Annotated in this window: 14 protein-coding genes; 11 read left to right on the top strand and 3 right to left on the bottom strand. The window is 66.9% G+C overall.

All coding sequences use genetic code 11. The features are described from left to right. Positions 1-744 carry a GntR family transcriptional regulator gene (locus N5C88_RS05450; RefSeq protein WP_059380589.1) on the top strand — a complete coding sequence of 248 codons (744 nt, stop codon included), beginning with the start codon at positions 1-3 and terminating at the stop codon, positions 742-744. Between the two features lie 122 nt (positions 745-866). After that, a complete protein-coding gene (locus N5C88_RS05455; RefSeq protein ID WP_280014906.1) occupies positions 867-2,105 on the top strand; it encodes an ABC transporter substrate-binding protein in 1,239 nt (412 codons plus the stop codon). A 34-nt stretch (positions 2,106-2,139) separates the two neighbouring features. Here the strand turns inward: N5C88_RS05455 and N5C88_RS05460 are convergent, their stop codons facing one another. Beyond that, the gene (locus N5C88_RS05460; protein WP_280014907.1) at positions 2,140-3,402 is read right to left on the bottom strand and encodes a Zn-dependent hydrolase; all 1,263 of its coding nucleotides are present in this window, start codon (positions 3,400-3,402) and stop codon (positions 2,140-2,142) included. Between the two features lie 11 nt (positions 3,403-3,413). Beyond that, the gene (locus tag N5C88_RS05465) at positions 3,414-4,769 is read right to left on the bottom strand and encodes an amidohydrolase family protein (protein ID WP_280014908.1); all 1,356 of its coding nucleotides are present in this window, start codon (positions 4,767-4,769) and stop codon (positions 3,414-3,416) included. 99 nt (positions 4,770-4,868) lie between these two features. On the opposite strand from N5C88_RS05465, the gene N5C88_RS05470 reads away from it, so the two are divergent. The 9 genes from N5C88_RS05470 (at position 4,869) to N5C88_RS05510 (ending at position 16,650) form a co-directional block, all read left to right on the top strand. Beyond that, on the top strand, positions 4,869-5,759 hold the full coding sequence (locus N5C88_RS05470; RefSeq protein WP_280014909.1) for a LysR family transcriptional regulator: 891 nt from the start codon (positions 4,869-4,871) through the stop codon (positions 5,757-5,759). 219 nt (positions 5,760-5,978) lie between these two features. Next, positions 5,979-7,070, top strand: coding sequence for a DUF917 domain-containing protein (locus tag N5C88_RS05475; protein ID WP_280014910.1), 1,092 nt, complete (start codon positions 5,979-5,981; stop codon positions 7,068-7,070). Positions 7,071-7,080: 10 nt separating this feature from the next. After that, positions 7,081-8,757, top strand: coding sequence for a urocanate hydratase (locus N5C88_RS05480; RefSeq protein ID WP_280014911.1), 1,677 nt, complete (start codon positions 7,081-7,083; stop codon positions 8,755-8,757). 17 nt (positions 8,758-8,774) lie between these two features. After that, a complete protein-coding gene (locus tag N5C88_RS05485) occupies positions 8,775-9,950 on the top strand; it encodes a CoA transferase (protein WP_280014912.1) in 1,176 nt (391 codons plus the stop codon). A gap of 10 nt (positions 9,951-9,960) precedes the next feature. Then, positions 9,961-11,163 carry an acyl-CoA dehydrogenase family protein gene (locus N5C88_RS05490; RefSeq protein WP_059378500.1) on the top strand — a complete coding sequence of 401 codons (1,203 nt, stop codon included), beginning with the start codon at positions 9,961-9,963 and terminating at the stop codon, positions 11,161-11,163. A 9-nt stretch (positions 11,164-11,172) separates the two neighbouring features. Then, positions 11,173-12,309, top strand: a complete 1,137-nt coding sequence (locus tag N5C88_RS05495; RefSeq protein WP_280014913.1) for an acyl-CoA dehydrogenase — start codon at positions 11,173-11,175, stop codon at positions 12,307-12,309. A 92-nt stretch (positions 12,310-12,401) separates the two neighbouring features. Then, entirely contained in the window at positions 12,402-13,742 is a 1,341-nt protein-coding gene (locus N5C88_RS05500; RefSeq protein WP_280014914.1) for an MFS transporter, read from the top strand. Beyond that, positions 13,735-14,814 (top strand): MBL fold metallo-hydrolase, encoded by a 1,080-nt coding sequence (locus tag N5C88_RS05505; RefSeq protein ID WP_280014915.1) that lies wholly within the window; start codon positions 13,735-13,737, stop codon positions 14,812-14,814. The genes N5C88_RS05500 and N5C88_RS05505 overlap by 8 nt, the downstream gene beginning before the upstream one ends. Before the next feature lie 96 nt (positions 14,815-14,910). Further along, the gene (locus N5C88_RS05510; protein WP_280014916.1) at positions 14,911-16,650 is read left to right on the top strand and encodes an aromatic amino acid lyase; all 1,740 of its coding nucleotides are present in this window, start codon (positions 14,911-14,913) and stop codon (positions 16,648-16,650) included. Positions 16,651-16,674: 24 nt separating this feature from the next. Here N5C88_RS05510 and N5C88_RS05515 read toward each other — a convergent pair whose 3' ends face one another. Continuing rightward, on the bottom strand, positions 16,675-17,268 hold the full coding sequence (locus N5C88_RS05515) for a 2-hydroxychromene-2-carboxylate isomerase (RefSeq protein WP_280014974.1): 594 nt from the start codon (positions 17,266-17,268) through the stop codon (positions 16,675-16,677). Between the last annotated feature and the right edge of the window lies 1 nt (position 17,269).

Here is a 17,269-nt window from a genome sequence, read left to right on the forward strand (position 1 = left end):
ATGCCCGACCCCAAGCTCTTCTCGCGCAGCCCCCAGCCGCTGTATCTGCAGGCGGCGGCGCTGTTTCGCAGCAATATCCAGAACCGCACGTGGCGGCCCGGCCAGCAGATTCCGCCGCTGGAAGCGCTGATGGAAACCTATGGCATTTCACGGGCGACCATCCGCCAGGCATTCGGCCTGCTGGAAGACGATGGCCTGATCCGCCGCTCGCGCGGGTCGGGCACTTTCGTCAATGCCGAACTGCCTGAAACGCCCACCCTGCTGATCCCCAAGACCTGGGCCGAAACCGTGGAGCTGAGCAACCAGCTGGGCACGGTTTCACTGGTGGAGTCCAGCGCCGATTCGCCCCTGCCCGACACCCTGGGCATGCCTTGCGACGCCGACCGCGGCGGCAGCTTCCAGTACCTGCGGCGGGTGCACACCACTGATGGCGCCCCCTTCTGCTACAGCGAGGTCTTCCTGGACAGCGCGCTGTTCCGCAAGCACCGCGCCCAAATCCGCAAGAGCACCGTGGCGCCGGTGCTGGACCAGTTCTACGGCGCGCGCATCAGCGAAGCGCGCCAGGTGCTGAACGTGATCGAGGCCGGCCAGGAATCCGCCGAGTCCCTGCAGATTCCCGTGTCCTCGCCCGTGGCGGAAATACGCCGCTACGCCTGCATCGACGGCCGCGTGGTGTATTACGCGCGGCTGGAGTTCCCGTTCAGCAAGGTGCGGATGGAATTCGACCTGCTGTCCCATCGCTAGACCACATTCAAGACAAGGAGTCCCCCACCTCGACCCGCCAGCGTCAAGCCAGAACAGAGCGCCGCAGCAGATCCCCAAGCGCCAGCAGTATCCGAACAAGATCCGGCATAAAGGAGACAACCATGCAATGCCGTAGAACCCCCCGGATTTCCCTGAAGTTGCGCAGCACGCTAGCCCTGGTATCCGCCTTTGCCGCCGCGCCCAGCGCCATGGCGCAGGCAATCTCCGACGAGGTGGTCCGCCTGGGCCTGATCCTGGACATGAGCGGCGTGTATGCCGACGTCACGGGCAAGGGCAGCGCGACCGCCGCCGAAATGGCCATCGCCGACTTCGGCGGCACGGTGCTCGGCAAGAAGATTGACCTGATGGTGGTGGACCACCAGAACAAGGCCGACATCGCCGCCGCCAAGGCGCGCGAGTGGTACGACACCCAGAAGGTCGACGCCATCATGGACGTGGCCGGCTCCGCCCCCGCGCTGGCCGTGCTGGAAGTGGCCCGCGAGAAAAAGAAGATCGTGGTGTTCAGCGGGCCTGGCACCGAACGCATCACCAACGACCTGTGCTCTCCCTATTCCGTGCACTACACCTACGACACCTGGTCGCTGGCCAACACCACGGCGCGCGCCACGGTCGAGCAAGGCGGCAAGAGCTGGTACTTCCTGACGGCCGACTACGCTTTCGGCCACACCTTGCAGGCGTCCGCCACCGAAGTCGTCAAGGCCAACGGCGGCACCGTGCTGGGCGCGTCGCGCCACCCCCTGGGCTCCAGCGACTTCGCCTCGTACCTGCTGCAGGCCCAGGCCAGCCGCGCGCAGATCGTGGGCCTGGCCAACGCCGGCGGCGACACGGTCAACGCCATCAAGGCCGCCAGCGAATTCGGGCTGACCAAGGGTGGCCAGAAGATGGCCGGACTGCTGCTGTACATCAACGACATCCACGCCATCGGCCTGGACGCCGCCGCCGGGCTGACGCTGACCGAAGCCTTCTACTGGGACATGAACGACCAGACCCGGGCCTGGTCCCAGCGCTACTACGACAAGCTCAAGAAGATGCCCAACATGAGCCAGGCCGGCACATATTCATCGGTGATGCACTACCTGAAGGCGGTGCAGGCGGCCGGCACCGACGAACCCACGGCAGTGATGAAGCAGATGAAGTCCATGCCCATCAACGACTTCTTCGCCACCAACGGCCGCATCCGCGAGGACGGCCGCATGGTGCACGACATGTACCTGTTCGAAGTGAAGAAGCCGTCCGAGTCCAAGCGCCCCTGGGATTACTACAAGCTCGTGGCCACCCTGCCCGGCGATCAGGCCTTCATGCCGCTGTCGCGCTCGTCCTGCCCGTTGGTGAAGAAGTAGCGGTTTTGCGGGCGCCCGGCAGGCGCCCGCCTCGCTATGCCCGCAGCTTGCGGTCCAGTTCCAGCACCGACTGGTACAGCACGCGGGTGCCGTCCAGCAGCTGCGCGGGCTCGATCCATTCTTCCGGACAGTGGCTGCGGCCGTTCAGGCAAGGAATGAAGATCATGCCGATGGGGCCGGTGGGCGCCATGTAGACCGCGTCGTGGCCCGCACCGCTGGGCAGGCGCATGGAGGCGTAGCCCAGCTGGTCGGCGGCGGCCTGCACCGCGTCCATCACCAGCGGCGTGCAGTCGGTGGGCCGCGCGCGGCTCAGCTGGGTGAAGCTTGCGGACAGGCGCAGCGCGGTCAGGTCCGTGGTCACGCCGGCCATCAGGGTCTCGGGGAAGGCGTCCAGCACGGCGTCGCTGTCGCTGCGCATTTCCAGCGTCAGTTCGACGCGGCCCGGCACCGCGTTGGCGGCGTTGGGCGTCATGGACAGCCGGCCCACGGTGGCGACCACGTAATGCGGATTGCCGCTGGCCGCGCTGGCCTGGCGGTGGGCGGCATCGATGATGCGGGCCGCGCCCACCAGGGCGTCGCGGCGGATGTCCATGGGCGTGGTGCCGGCATGGTCGGGCTGCCCTTCCACCGTGATCAGCACGCGGCGGATGCCGACGATGTTGGTGACCACGCCGATGGGCAGGCCGCGGCTTTCCAGCACCGGGCCTTGTTCGATATGCAGTTCCACGAACGCCGCGGTGCCGTCCGGGCCGCGCAATGGCGCGCCCAGCGCCGACGGGTCGCCGCCGATGCGCGCGATGCCGGCCGCCAGCGTTTCGCCCTCGGGGTTGCGGGCCGCCAGCATGTCCGGCGTGAGCTGGCCGCACAATGCGCGGCTGCCGACACAGGAAATGCCGTAGTCGCTGGGCTCCTCCGACAGGAAGTCGATGACCTCGAAGGGGTGTTCCAGTTGCACGCCCTGTTCACGCAGGGTGTGCGCGACTTCGATGCCGGCCAGCACGCCGATGATGCCGTCGAAACGGCCCCCGGCCATCACGGTGTCGCAGTGCGAGCCGGTGGCGATGGGCTTGCGCGCCGGGTCGCGCCCGGCCAGCGTGCCTATCAGGTTGCCGCCCGCGTCCAGGCGGGTGGTGAGGCCCGCGGCCTCGAATTCGCTGCGCAGCCAGGCGCGGGCCTCATCGAACAGCGGCGAGAACGCGCGGCGGGTCCAGGGGACCTCGGGCAGGGTGTAGCGGGAAAGGGTTTCGACGCGGGCCCAGAGGCGCTCGGCGTTCAGGGGGGGAAACTGCACAGACATAGCCGTTTCCCTCAGGCCTGGCGCGGACGCAGGAAGCGGCCGTCGCCCTTCTGGTTGACGATGCCCTTGCCATCGTAGACCTGCTGGCCGCGGCACCAGGTGCCCGCGACGCGCACGGTGAACTCGCGGCCTTCGAACGAACTCCACTGCACCGCCGACAGACTGGCGGACGGATCAAAGGCATAACGTTCCGGCTTGAGGATGACGATGTCGGCGTCCTTGCCCACCTCCAACGAGCCCTTGCGGTCATCCAACAGGAAGTGCTGCGCGGGGTTGCGGCTCAGTTGGCGCACCACCATGGACGGCGCGATGCCATGCTCTTCGCAGCCGGTCCAGAAAGCGGGCAACAGCGTTTCCAGGCCGGGGCCGCCGGACGAGTTCTTGAATACGTTCGGATTCTGCTTGCGCTCCAGGCCCCAGCTGACATGGTCCGACGACACGAAGGTGCACTCATCCTTGGCGATATGGGTCCAGAGCAGATCGACCTCGGCCTTGGGACGGATCGGCGGATAGTGCTTGGTTTTCGCGCCGAAGCGGCGGGTGTGCTCTTCATGGTTCAGCATCAGGTACTGCACGCAGGTTTCAATGCTGGCGCGATGGCCATTGCGGCGGTACATGTTGCAGATCTCGAAACCGCGGGAAGTCGATACGTGTACCGCATGGGCGCGCGCGCCGGTTTCGGCGCCGATTTCATAGATCAGCGCCGTCGCCAGGTTCTCGATCAGCGGCGTATGCGCCCGCATGAACGCGTCCCAGCCGGTATCGTCGGCCTCGACCAGCCGCGCGATGTTCTTGCGGGTCAGTTCCTGCATCTGGTTGTGCACGCCGCAAACCAGTCCGGACGGAGCAATCAGGCGGAAGGCTTCATACAGGTCGTCTTCTTCGATGCGGGGAAAGCGGCCCGGAGTGGCTTCGAAGGTCGAAAACTTGAAGGCGCATACGCCGCCTTCGATGAGACCCGCCGCAGCCGCCAGGCCGTGCTGGGTGTTCAGGGTGCCGAACAGCGCCACGTCCACATGGCAATCGCGCTCCACCTCGGCGATCTTGGCGTCCAGCTGCGGACGCGAAGCCACGGGTTCCGGATCGTCGTAGGGCATGTCCACCATGACCGTCACCCCGCCGGCGGCGGCCGCACGCGACGCCCAGCCCAGTCCTTCCTGGTTCAGCTGGCTGCCCGAGTGCACCTGGCCGTCGACCGCGCCGGGCACGATCCACTGGCCCCGCGCATCCACGCTGTCGCGGCCCGCGGGGGCCTGGCCAGCGCCGCGCGCCGCGATCCTGCCGTCTCTCACCGCCAGCCAGCCATCCATCACCACGCCATCCGGGTCGACGATATTGCCGCGCACCACCAAATCGAAATCGCTCATGACCGCTTCCATCCTGTGTTGAGTGCAGGCAGTGTAGGAGCGGCCATCCAAAACGTCTTATGCTTATATGTGCGTGAGAATTAACATCAGGTTAATCATATGAAATTGAATCTACGGCAGATCGAGGTCTTCCGGGCGATCATGCTCAGCGGTTCCATCAGTGGCGCCTCCAAGCTGCTTTTCGTGTCCCAGCCCGCGGTCAGCCGGCTGATCGCCTATACGGAGCAGCGCCTGGGCCTGATGCTGTTCCAGCGCATCAAGGGCCGGCTCTACCCCACGCCGGAAGCCCGCCGGCTGTTCGTGGAGGTGACGGCGCTGTACCAGAACGTGCAGCGCGTCAACGAAGTGGCGGACAATCTGGCGGAAAACCGCGAAGGCCAGCTGCGGCTCTCATGCAGCCCCAGCCTTGGCCAATCCCTGCTGCCCCGCGCGATCGCGCAGTTCCGGCGGCAGTTCCCGGAAGTGCGCATCGTCCTGCAGACCCTGATCCCCACGGTAATGCAGCAATCGCTGCTGACGCAGCAGGTGGAATTGGGCGTCGCCTACATGCCCGTGGACCACCCCAGCCTGGCGTGGCAGCCGCTGTACGAAAACCAGATCGTGGCGGTACTGCCCAAAGGGCACCCCCTGGCGGCGCGCGGCCGCGTGACGGTGCACGATCTGGCCGACGAGCCCCTGATCGGCTATAGCGCGGACATACCCTTCGGCATTCTGATCAACAAGCTGTTCGGCGGCGAAGACGCGCAGCCCGAACCGCGCATCGAGGTCCAGCAGGCCCACGTCGCCTGCGCACTGGTGCAAGCCGGCGCCGGCGTGGCGCTGGTGGACGAAATCACGGTGGCCGGGCCGATCTGGTCGGAAGTGGTGACCCTGCCGATCATCGGCACCGTCAACGCGCCGGTCAATGTGTTCCATCTCCAGCTCCAGCCGCTATCCCGGCTGGCGCTGGCCTTCATCGACGTGCTCCACAAGCTCGACCAGCGCGGCTAAATCAGCCTGACGCCTCGATCGCGCGCCTAGGGATATCCCTCAGGCCCTTTTCCCGCTGCCCGACTGCTCCGCTATGAGCGCGCCCAGCAATTAACATCATGTTATGTACAAAGCATAAAAGGTAATACGACATTATCGAGCCTGCTTCCTATGATCCCCCCGTCCATCCCGCAACCGTTGCGGGAATCATTGAAATGAGCAATCGGGAGGAAAGGCGTCATGGGAAGAATTTTGACGATGCAAGATGTCGAAGCCGCGGTTCGAGGCGGGTCGGTATTCGCCTGCGGCGGAGGCGGCTGGGCCGAGCACGGGCGTGAGCTGGGCTCGCTTGCCGTGACCATCGGCCGCCCTGAACTGGTGACCATGGATGAGGTGCCGGACGACGCCTGGATCGCCACGGCAGCCGCGATTGGCGCACCGGGCGGGCTCACCGACTGGCAAATGCTGGGCATCGATTACGTCAAGGCCGCGCAGCGCCTGCAGGACGCGCTCGGAGAGCGCATCTACGGGCTGATCATCGGCCAGAACGGCATGTCCAGCACGCTGAACGGCTGGCTGCCTTCGGCCGTGCTGGGCACCAAGGTCGTCGACGCCGTCGGCGACATCCGCGCCCACCCCACCGGCGACATGGGTTCGCTGGGATTGGCGGGCAGCCCCGAACCGATGATCCAGTGCGCGGTGGGCGGCAACCGCGCCAGCAATTCCTATATGGAGCTGACCGTCCATGGCGCCACCGGCAAGGTATCGCCGGTGCTGCGCAAGGCGGCCGACATGGCGGGCGGTTTCATCGCCAGCTGCCGCAACCCCATACGCGCTTCCTACGTGCGCCGCCATGCAGCGCTGGGCGGCATCAGCAAGGCCCTGGCGCTGGGCGAGGCCATCATCGCCGCGCAAGCGCGCGGCGGCAGCGCGGTCATCGACGCGATCTGCAAGGCCACGCAGGGCGAGATCATCGCTTCCGGCAAGGTGGTGCGCAATACGCTGCGCTACACCGAAGAGGCCTTCGACATCGGTACCGTCGAAATCGGCGAAGGCGCCTCCAAGCGCGTCATCCATGTGATGAACGAACACATGGCGGTGACCGACGCCCACGGAGAACGGGTGGCCTGCTATCCGGATGTGATCACCACGCTGGACAGCGATGGCAACCCCGTCAGCGCGGGCAAGCTGCGCGAGGGCCTGCAAGTCAGCGTCCTGCACGTGCGCAAGCAACACATCCCCCTGTCTTCCAGTGTCACGGATCCTTCCGTCTATCCCATCGTGGAAAAGGCGCTGGGCATGAACTTCACCGACTACGCATTGGCGTCCTGAGGTAAACGGCGTGAAACGAGAATTCAATATCCCCGGCGGCAACACTCTGCGTTGCAAAGGCTGGCGCCAGGAAGCGCTGCTGCGCCTGCTGGAGAACGTGCTGGCCGTGGGCGAAGACCCGGCCAACCTGGTGGTCTATGCCGCGCTGGGCCGGGCCGCGCGCGACTGGCCCGCGCATGACGCCATGGTGCAGGCCCTGATGGAACTGGAGGAGGACCAGACCCTCATCGTCCAATCAGGCAAGCCCATCGGCGTACTGCGCACGCATCCGCAAGCGCCAATCGTGATCATGGCGAACTGCAACATGGTCGGCCAGTGGGCGCACGCCGAGAACTTCTACCAGATGGAACGGGACAACCTGATCTGCTGGGGCGGGCTGACGGCGGGCGACTGGCAGTACATCGGCTCGCAAGGCGTGATCCAGGGCACCTACGAGATCTTCTCGCGCATCGCCGAACGCCACTTCGACAACGATCTGCGTGGACGCTTCATCCTGACGGCGGGCATGGGCGGCATGGGCGGCGCGCAGCCGCTCGCCGGCCGCATGGCGAATGCCGCCATCCTCACGGTGGAGATCAACCCCGAGCGCATCGAGAAACGCATCAAGGCAGGTTTCCTCGAGCGGCGCGCCGACACCCTGGACGAGGCCCTGGAACTGATTCGCGCGGCACAGGCCCGCCGCGAACCCATCTCGGTCGGGCTCCTGGGCAACGCCGCGGAGATCTACCCCGAAATCCTGGCCCGCGGCATCGTGCCCGACATCGTCACCGACCAGACTTCGGCGCACGACCTGGTCTACGGCTACATTCCCGCCGGGCATACGCTGGAACAAGTGGCCGACATGCGCCGCAACGACGTGCCTGGCCTGATGAACGCCAGCCGCGCCTCCATCGTGCGCCACGTCACCGCGATGCTGGGATTCAAGGACCGCGGCTCGATCGTCTTCGACAACGGCAACCTGATCCGCACCCATGCGAAACAGGGCGGCGTCGAACGCGCGTTCGAAATCCCGGTCTTCACCGAGGCGTTCCTGCGGCCCCTGTTCGCGCGCGCCATCGGTCCGTTCCGCTGGATCGCGCTCTCGAACGACGCCGACGACATCCGCAAGATCGACGACTTCCTGCTGCAACGCTTCCCGGACAACTTCATCGTGTCCAACTGGATCCGCCTGGCGCGCAAGGAAGTGCCGTTCGAAGGCCTGCCCGCGCGCATCGCCTGGCTCGGCCACGGCGAGCGCACCGAACTGGCGCTGGAAGTCAACCGGATGGTGCGCGAAGGCGTGCTGAGCGGCCCGGTGGCCTTCACTCGTGACCACCTGGACGCCGGCGCCATGGCCCACCCGAACATCATGACGGAAAACATGCGCGACGGCTCCGACGCCATCGCCGACTGGCCGTTGCTGAACGCCATGATCAATTGCTCTTCCAGCGCCGACCTGGTGGCGATCCATTCCGGCGGCGGCGGATACAGCGGCTACATGACCAGCGCCGGCGTCACGGTGGTGGCCGATGGCACCGAGGCCGCGGATCAGCGGCTGCGCCTGTCGATGACCAACGACACGGCCAGCGGCGTGCTGCGCTACGCCGATGCCGGCTATGAAGAGGCGCTGGACGAAGTGCGCCAGAAGAACATCGCCCGCATCGACACCGGCCGATACAGCCATTGCAGCCCCGGACAGAGCGACTAGCGACCATGGATGGAAAGATGCTTGAAGGCGTGCGCGTGCTGGATTTCACGCGCGTTCTGGCGGGGCCGTATTGCACGGCGATGCTGGCCGACCTGGGCGCCGAGGTCATCAAGGTGGAACCGCCGCAAGGCGACGATCAGCGTCACATGGGACGCATGGTCCAAGGCGAAAGCACCAACTTCATCCTCAACAACCGGGGCAAGAAGAGCATCCGGCTGGACCTGAAGCTGGACGAAGGCCGGCGCATCGCGCGCGAGCTGGCCGCCAGAAGCGACGTGCTCATCGAGAACTTCAAGCCTGGCGTCGCCGACAAGCTGGGGATCGGCTACGCCGAACTCTCCGGCCTGTTCCCGCGCCTGGTGTATTGCAGCATCTCCGGCTTCGGGCAGAACGGCCCGAACGCCGCCCGGCCCTCTTACGACGTGGTGGCCCAGGCCATGAGCGGACTGATGAGCCTGACCGGCGAAGCCGAGGGCGCGCCCACGCTGATCGGCGAATCCGTCGGCGACATTTGCGCAGGCATGTTCGCCGCCTGGGGCGTGATGGCCGCGCTGTACGACCGCGAACGCGGCGGGCAAGGCCGCCATGTGGACGTGGCCATGTTCGATTCGCTGTTGGCCATGCAGCCCACGGCACTGGCGCAGTATCTGTTCGGCGGCGCCGCGCCCATGCGCGTCGGCAACCGGCATCCGCTGAGTTCGCCTTTCGGCGCCTACGCCGCGAATGACGGCCATCTGGTGATCGCGGCGGCCAACGACAAGCTGTTCCAGGCGGTCGCGAACACCATTGGCCGCCCCGAGCTGCCGGCGGACCCGCGCTTTCGCACCGATAGCGAGCGCAGTCGCAACGACGCCGTGCTGCGTCCGCTGATCGAGGCCTGGAGCACGACGCTGAGCGTGCAGGAAGCGGTGGCGGCGATGACGCGCGCCGGCGTGCCCGCCGCGCCCATCCAGGACACCGCCCAGGCGGTGGACAGCGAACAGGCCCGGGTGCGCCAGCTGACCACGCGGGCGCCGCACCCCGTCTTGGGCGAGACCGAACTGATGGAGCAGCCGGTGCATTTTTCAGGAATGCGGCGCGGAAAGCTGGCCACCGCGCCGGCCTTGGGGCAGCACAGCGCCGCGGTCCTCGGCGACGTGCTGGGAATGGATGCCGCCGCGATAGCAGACCTGCGCGCGGCTGGTGTGATCTGAGGAGCAAGGAATGGAGATGCGGTTCAGCGCGGAAGAAGAACGCTTCCGCTGCGAGGTGCGCGATTTCATCGCCGCCAATCTGCCGGCGGACATCCGGCGCAAAGTCGAACTGGGCCTGCGCCTTGAGCGCGGCGACTACACCCGCTGGCAGGACATCCTGGCGGCGCGCGGCTGGTATGCGGTGAACTGGCCGGAACAATATGGCGGTCCGGGCTGGAGCGCGGTGCAAAAGTATCTGTTCCAGCAGGAATACGGCGCGCAACCCTGTCCGCCGCTGGTGCAATTTGGCGTCAACATGGTCGGGCCGGTGATCTACACCTATGGCAACGAAGCGCAGAAGGCGCGCTTCCTGCCGCGCATCCTGGCCAACCAGGACTGGTGGTGCCAGGGATACTCCGAGCCGGGTTCGGGATCCGACCTGGCGTCATTGCGCACGACCGCTGTGCGCGATGGCGACGACTACATCGTCAACGGCTCCAAGATCTGGACCACGTGGGCGCAATGGGCGAATTGGATGTTCGCCCTGGTACGCACCAGCAAGGAGGAACGGCCCCAGCAAGGCATCTCCTTCCTGTTGCTGGACCTGCGCTCGCCCGGCATCAGCCAGCGGCCCATACGCATGCTGGACGGCGACGCCGAAGTCAACGAAGTGTTCTTCGACAATGTGCGGGTGCCGGCAACCCAGCTGGTGGGCGGCGAAGGCACGGGTTGGTCCTACGGCAAATTCTTGCTGGAGCACGAGCGTTTCGTGATCTCGGGCGTGGCCCGTTCCAAGCGCCTGTTGGCGCGCGTCAAGGACATGGCGCGCCGCCTGCCGGACGGCATCGGCGGATCCCGCCTGGATGACCCGGCGCTGCGCCTGCGCGTGGCCGACCTGGAAACCCAGCTGTGCGCGCTCGAATACACCGAACTGCGCTTCCTGAGCGCCATGAACGCCGGCCAGAGTCCCGGCAGCGCCGCCTCCATCCTGAAGATACGCGGCACCGAGATCGAACAGGCCATCAGCGAACTGGCAATGGACTGCCTGGGGGAGGACGCGCTCGCGCTGGACGAGGCGCTGCTGGATGGACTGAGCGCCGACCCGCAGGCGCTGGGCCCGGATTTCGCGGCGGCGGCGGGTCCGCTGTACTTCAACTTGCGCAAGGTGACGATCTGGGGCGGCTCCAACGAGATCCAGCGCAACATCCTCGCCAAACACGTGCTGGGACTGTAGGAGAGCACGATGGATTTTTCGTACAACGATCTGCAGCGCATGCTGCATGAAAGCGCCGAAACCTACGCCCGCGAACACGGCGATTTCGAACGCCGGCGCCGCCTGATGGCCAGCGCCGCCGGCTACGCGCAGGAAGACTGGAAGCTGATGGCCGACCTCGGCTGGCTGGCGCTGCTGCTGCCGGAGGAACACGGCGGCATCGGCGGCGGCCCGGTGGAAACCATGATCATCATGGAAGCGCTGGGCCGCGCCCTGGCCGGCGAGCCTTATCTGTCGACCGCCGTGCTGGGCGCCGGCTGCCTGTTGCGCCATGGCACGCCGGCGCAGCGCGACGCCTGCCTCGGTCCGCTGGCATCGGGCGACTACCGGATGGCGCTGACGCACCGCGAGGAAGGCTCCCACGAAAACCGCTACGCAGTCAGCTTGAGGGCGCGTCCGGACGGCGACGCCTACGTGCTGGACGGCGCCAAGCGGATGGTCTTCGACGCGCCGCATGCGCAGGCGTTCATCGTGTCCGCACGCACGGAAGGCGACTCGGCCGCACGCAACGGCATCACCCTGTTCCTGGTGCCAGCCGCCGCCGCGGGACTGGCACAGCAGCCGTTTCGCAGGCTGGACGGCGGCCAGGCCGCGCACCTGACGTTTACAGGCCTGCGGGTCGATGCCGCAGCCATTCTGGGCCGCCCGGGACAAGGCGCCACGGTGCTGGACGATCTGTATGCGCACGCGATCGGCGCGCTTTGCGGCGAGGCCCTGGGCGCCATGCAAGCCATGCACGACGCCACGCTGGAGTATCTGAAGGTCCGCCGCCAATTCGGCCGTCCCATCGGGACCTTCCAGGCCTTGCAGCACCGGCAGGTGGACATGTACACAGCGCTCGAAGAAGCGCGTTCGCTCACGCTGGCGGCCAACATGGCGCTGGCGGAATCCCTGCCCGAGGCGGACCGACTGCTTTCCATGGCCAAGGCGCAGGTCGGCAAGTCGGCCCGCATCGTCGGCCAGGGCGCCATCCAGTTGCACGGCGGCATCGGCATGACCGAAGAGCTGCAGGTCGGCGCGCATTTCAAACGGGCAACCGTGATCGAAGCCATGTTCGGTTCGCGCCAGCACCATCTGGCGCGGCTGGCTGGGGACCCGCAGGCATAGCAATCAGGCACGGCCGCACGCCCGGAGGGTAGCGGCCCATTTTGCGTTTTTTCAGAGCGTGCTCCAAGCGCGCATGATTCCAGGGGAAAGAAATGAAAGACATCACGATCAATCCGGGAGCCGGGGCTCCACCCGGCCGTCCGTTGCACCAGTCCGCGTCACAGGAGCGCAGCGGCCGCAAGGCGGTGATCGCCGCATCGGCCGGCAATGCCCTCGAATGGTATGACTTCACCGTCTATGCCCTGTTCGCGGTCTACATCGGGCAGAACTTCTTCCATAACGCCGATCCCACCGTGCAATTGATGGCCTCCTTCCTGGCCTTCGGCCTGGGCTTCGTGGTGCGGCCGCTGGGCGCGCTGGTGCTGGGCTCCTATGGCGACCGCGCCGGGCGCAAGGCGGCGTTGACCCTGACCATCATGCTGATGGCCGTGGGCACGCTGCTGATCGCGGCAGCTCCGCCGTATGCCGCGATCGGCGTGGGCGCCCCGCTGCTGATCGTCTGCGGCCGCGTGCTGCAAGGTTTCTCTGCCGGCGGCGAGGTCGGCGGCGCCACCGCCTTCCTGGTCGAGCATGCGCCGGAGGGCAAGCGCGGCCAGTATGCTTCGTGGCTGCAGGCCAGCATGGGCATTTCCAACCTGCTGGGCGCGCTGGTGGCGACTCTGGTCACCACGCTGCTGACCGAACAACAGGTGGGCGAATGGGGCTGGCGCGTGCCGTTCATCATCGGACTCGCGATCGCGCCGGTGGGCCTGTGGATGCGCCGGGCGCTGGACGAAACGCCGCATTTCCGCGAAGAACAGGCGCGCCAGCAGCGCCAGGGCGACCACGTCAAGGCGCCGCTGCTGGCGGTCCTGCGCGACTACCCGAAGGAACTTCTGACCGGCCTGTGCATGTCGGTGCTGTGGGCGGTCGGCCCCTACGCGCTGATCATTTTCATGCCCATCTATGTGCAGAAATCGCTGGGATTCTCCAGTTCACAGGCCTTCACGGCAGCGCTCGTGGGCAATCTGTTCCTGATCGGGGGTTGCGTATTCTCCGGCACGCTGTCGGACCGCTATGGCCGCCGCACCGTGCTGCGCGCAGCGGCGCTGCTCCTGCTGATCGCCGTCTACCCGCTGATGATGTGGCTGAAGGCGACGCACACCCTGGGCGCGCTCATCGTGGTGCAGTCGCTGTTCTGCCTGATGGTGGCGATGTACGTCGGCGTGGCCCCCGCGGCCTTGTCGGAAGTGTTTCCCACGTCAGTCCGGTCTTCGGGCATGTCCCTGTCGTACAACACGGCGGTCACGGTGCTGGGCGGATTCGCGCCCGCCATTCTTACCTGGATCACTTACACCACGGGCGTGGCGTTTGCGCCCGCGCTCTACGTGATGGGCGCCTGCGTGGTCGCGCTGGTGGCGCTGACCCTGTTGCCGCAGGGCCGCCATGTTTGACGCGCGCAAGACATGGATCGCAGCCGCCGCCCTGGCCCTGGCCGGCTTTTGTTCGGCGCCGCTCGCGGCTGAACCGTCCGCCCCGGCCGAGCTGGTGCTGCTGGGGGTCGCCGGCGGCCCGACCTGGTACGGGGATGACTCGCCGCACGGGATTTCCTCGGCCGTGCTGGTGGACGGCAAGGCCTACGTCGTCGACCTGGGCTCGGGCGCCTATCGCCAGTTGCGCCGCGCGGGCGTCAAGCCCGGCACGGAGCAGGCCGTCTTCCTGACGCATCTGCATACCGACCACATCATCGATCTGGCCAACCTGCTCATGTATGACCCCAGCGCCCGCCGCCGCGCCAAGGCATCGATGCAGATTTACGGACCTGGCCGGCGCGGCGCGTTGCCGCCGCTTGCGCCCGGCATGAAGGACGACCCCGTGATCCATGCGGAGAATCCTTCCGCGGGGACTCGCGACCTGGTCGAATCGGTCATTGCCGGCATGTCGGCCGATCTGAACATACGGGTACGCAGCGAAGGCGTGCCGGACGTCCGGCAGTTCTTCCAGGCGCACGACATCGAAGTTCCGAACGGCGTGGTCAAGGATCCCAACACCGACCCGGCCCCGCCGATGGATCCGTTTCCCGTCTGGCAGGACGAGCGCGTCAAGGTCAGCGCCATCCTGGTTCCGCATGGGCTGGTGTATCCCAATTTCGCCTACCGTTTCGACACCAAGGCGGGCTCGGTGGTGTTCTCCGGCGATACCGCGGTCAGCGAAAACCTGATCAAGCTGGCCCGCGGCGCGGACTTCCTGGTGCATGAGGCGATCGATCCGGCCTGGGTCGACCATATCGTCGGCGCCAAGCCCTGGGATGCCCGCCAGCAAGCCCTGGCCAAGCAACTGCTGGAAGCCCACACCACGCCGCAACAGGTTGGTGAAGTCGCCACCCGCGCCGGCGTCAAGACGCTGGTGCTGTCGCACCTGGTCCCGGGCGACGCCCCGGCGGAGCATTGGCTCCAGGCGCGGCAGACCTTCCAGGGACCGGTAGTGCTGGGGCAGGACCTGCTGCGCCTACCCCTAGGTCCCTAGCGCCCGACCCAAGCTCTTTGCACGCATTCTTCCGCGGTCCGCCAGTCGGACCGCGGGATCGTCGCGTCCCTAACTTCCGTCATGCCAGGAGTCGCAATGCCCATGCTGAACTCGCCGTCCTCCCCTTCCCGTCCGTGTGACACGCCCATCCGCCAGTCCCTGGGCGCCGCCGCCCTGCTCGGCGCCTTGCTCTGGCCATTGGCCGCCACCGCAGCCAGCTGCGCGCCAATCGAGCTGGACGGCCGCTCGCTGACCCTGGCGCAGATCGAATCCGTGGCCAGACTAGGCTGCCGCGTGGCCGTGGCCGACGAGGCGATGCGGCGGGCGGAACGCTCCTATGAACTGCTGCTGGCGTATGCGCGGCTGGACCGCCCCGTGTACGGACTGAACCGCGGTGTGGGGCTGAACAAGGACCAGACCATTTTCCAGGGAGGCGAAATTTCGCCCGAGGTCCGCAAGCTGTCGGAGCAGTTCAACCGCAACCTGCTGCGCTCGCATAGCGCCGCCTACGGCAGCGAGGCGCCCCAGGAAGTCACCCGGGCCGCGATGCTCATCCGGCTGAACACGGCCTTGTTCGGCGGCGCCGGATTGCAGCCGGCGGTGCTGCGCCAGTACGCTGAATTCCTCAACCGCGGCGTGACCCCCGTCATGTTCGGCGAAGGCTCGGTCGGCCAGGCCGACATCACGATTCTTCCGCAGATCGGGTTGGCGATGATGGGCGAAGGCCAGGCCTACTACGGCGGTCAGCGCCTGCCCGCGTCTCAGGCATTACGCCAGGCGGGGCTGACGCCGGTACAAGCTTTCGGCAAGGACGCGCTGGCCATCGTCAGTTCCAATGCGTATGGCGCCGCCATCGCGTCGCTGGCGGCGCTGGACACCGCCAGGCTGCTCTCTCAGGCCGATGCGGTCGCCGCGTTGTCGCTCGAAGGGCTGGACGGCAACCTCGCCCCGCTGCTGTCCGCGTCCCAGGCCCAACGCCCCTATGACGGGCAGGTAAGCACGGCCAAACACATCCTCACGCTGTTGCATGGCAGCTCCCTGTGGCGGCAGGACCCGCAACGCGCGCTGCAGGATCCGTTGAGCTTTCGCACCGTGAGCCAGGCCCATGGAGCCGCCCGGGACATGCTGGAGCTGCTGCAACGGCAACTGCTGCTGCAGATCAACAGTTCCGACGACAACCCTACCGTGGCGCTGGATGCCCGGCCCGCAATGGATGCCCAGCCTTATGAATTGCAGTTCTACGTCACGCAGGGCCCGGTCCAGGGCGCCGTGCTGCCCAACGCCGGATTCGATCCCAGCGCCTGGGCGCTGCCCTTGCAGAGCATGGGCGTGGCCCTGTCACAGGTGGCCCAGTTGTCGGCGCAGCGCACGCTTCGGTTGACCGATACCGCGTTCACAGGGCTGCCGCGGTTTCTCAGTCCGGGGAATGGCGCAATCGGATATGGCCCGATCCAGAAGACCGTCTCGTCGCTTGCCGCCGAGATACGGGTACTGGCGCTGCCGATCGCGACCGATGTGCAGCCCCAGGCCGGCAACATCGAGGACGTGGGGACCAACGCCCCCGCCACGGGCCGCAGGGTGGCCGCTCAGATCGACCGGCTGACCACGCTGCTGGCAGTGGAGCTGATGCATGCCGCCCAGGCTGTGGACCTGCGCGTGGCCAAGCATCCCGATTTCGTCACAGGGACAGGCACCGGCGCGCTGCGGCGTGACTTCCGCGAGCGCATCCCCTACATGAAGGAAGACCGCCGCAACGACGAAGACATCGTCGTCGCGGCCGATTTCCTGGCCCACTCCAGGCAACAGCAGCCGGCGGCGGCTGGTACGGCGCGCTGACGCCCGCCGGGGCCGCCATCCCGCTTACGCCGCCACGGCCTCCTCCAGCATCTCCAACCGGTCCTGGCCCCAGAACACCTCGCCCCGGTACACATACGAAGGCGATCCGAACACCCCGGCCGCGACCGCGTCGTTGGTGTTGCGGCGGTAGACGGCCTCGATGCCGGGCTCGTCCGCCGCGGTCAGCAATGCCGAGGCGTCCAGCCCCTGCTGCCGCAGGATGGCGCGCAGGGTGGCTTCGTCGGAGATGTCCTGCTCGTCGCACCACTCCGCTTTCAGGATGGCCTTGTACAGCGCCGCCACCGGCAGGCCGGCGTGGTCGGCCGCGATCACGATGCGCGAAGCCAGGCTGGCATCCGGGCACATGTAGGCCGGCTGCGGATTGACGTGGATGTCCAGCTTGCGGCACCAGCGCGCCAGCTCCGTCACGCGGTAAGCCTGGCGCTCGGGCGCGCGCAGGCCCAGCAGGATGCCGCCGGTGCGGGCATAGACCTCGGGCAGGTCCACCGGCAGATAGCGGATCCGCGCCTGCTGCCGGGCCGCCAGCGCCTCCAGCCTGTCGGCGCCGAGGTAGGCCCAGTCGGAGTTCATCCAGAAGTAGTAGTCGATGGTCTTCATG

The sequence above is a fragment of the Achromobacter sp. GD03932 genome, from assembly GCF_029839485.1.
Classification (GTDB): domain Bacteria; phylum Pseudomonadota; class Gammaproteobacteria; order Burkholderiales; family Burkholderiaceae_B; genus Achromobacter; species Achromobacter bronchisepticus_A.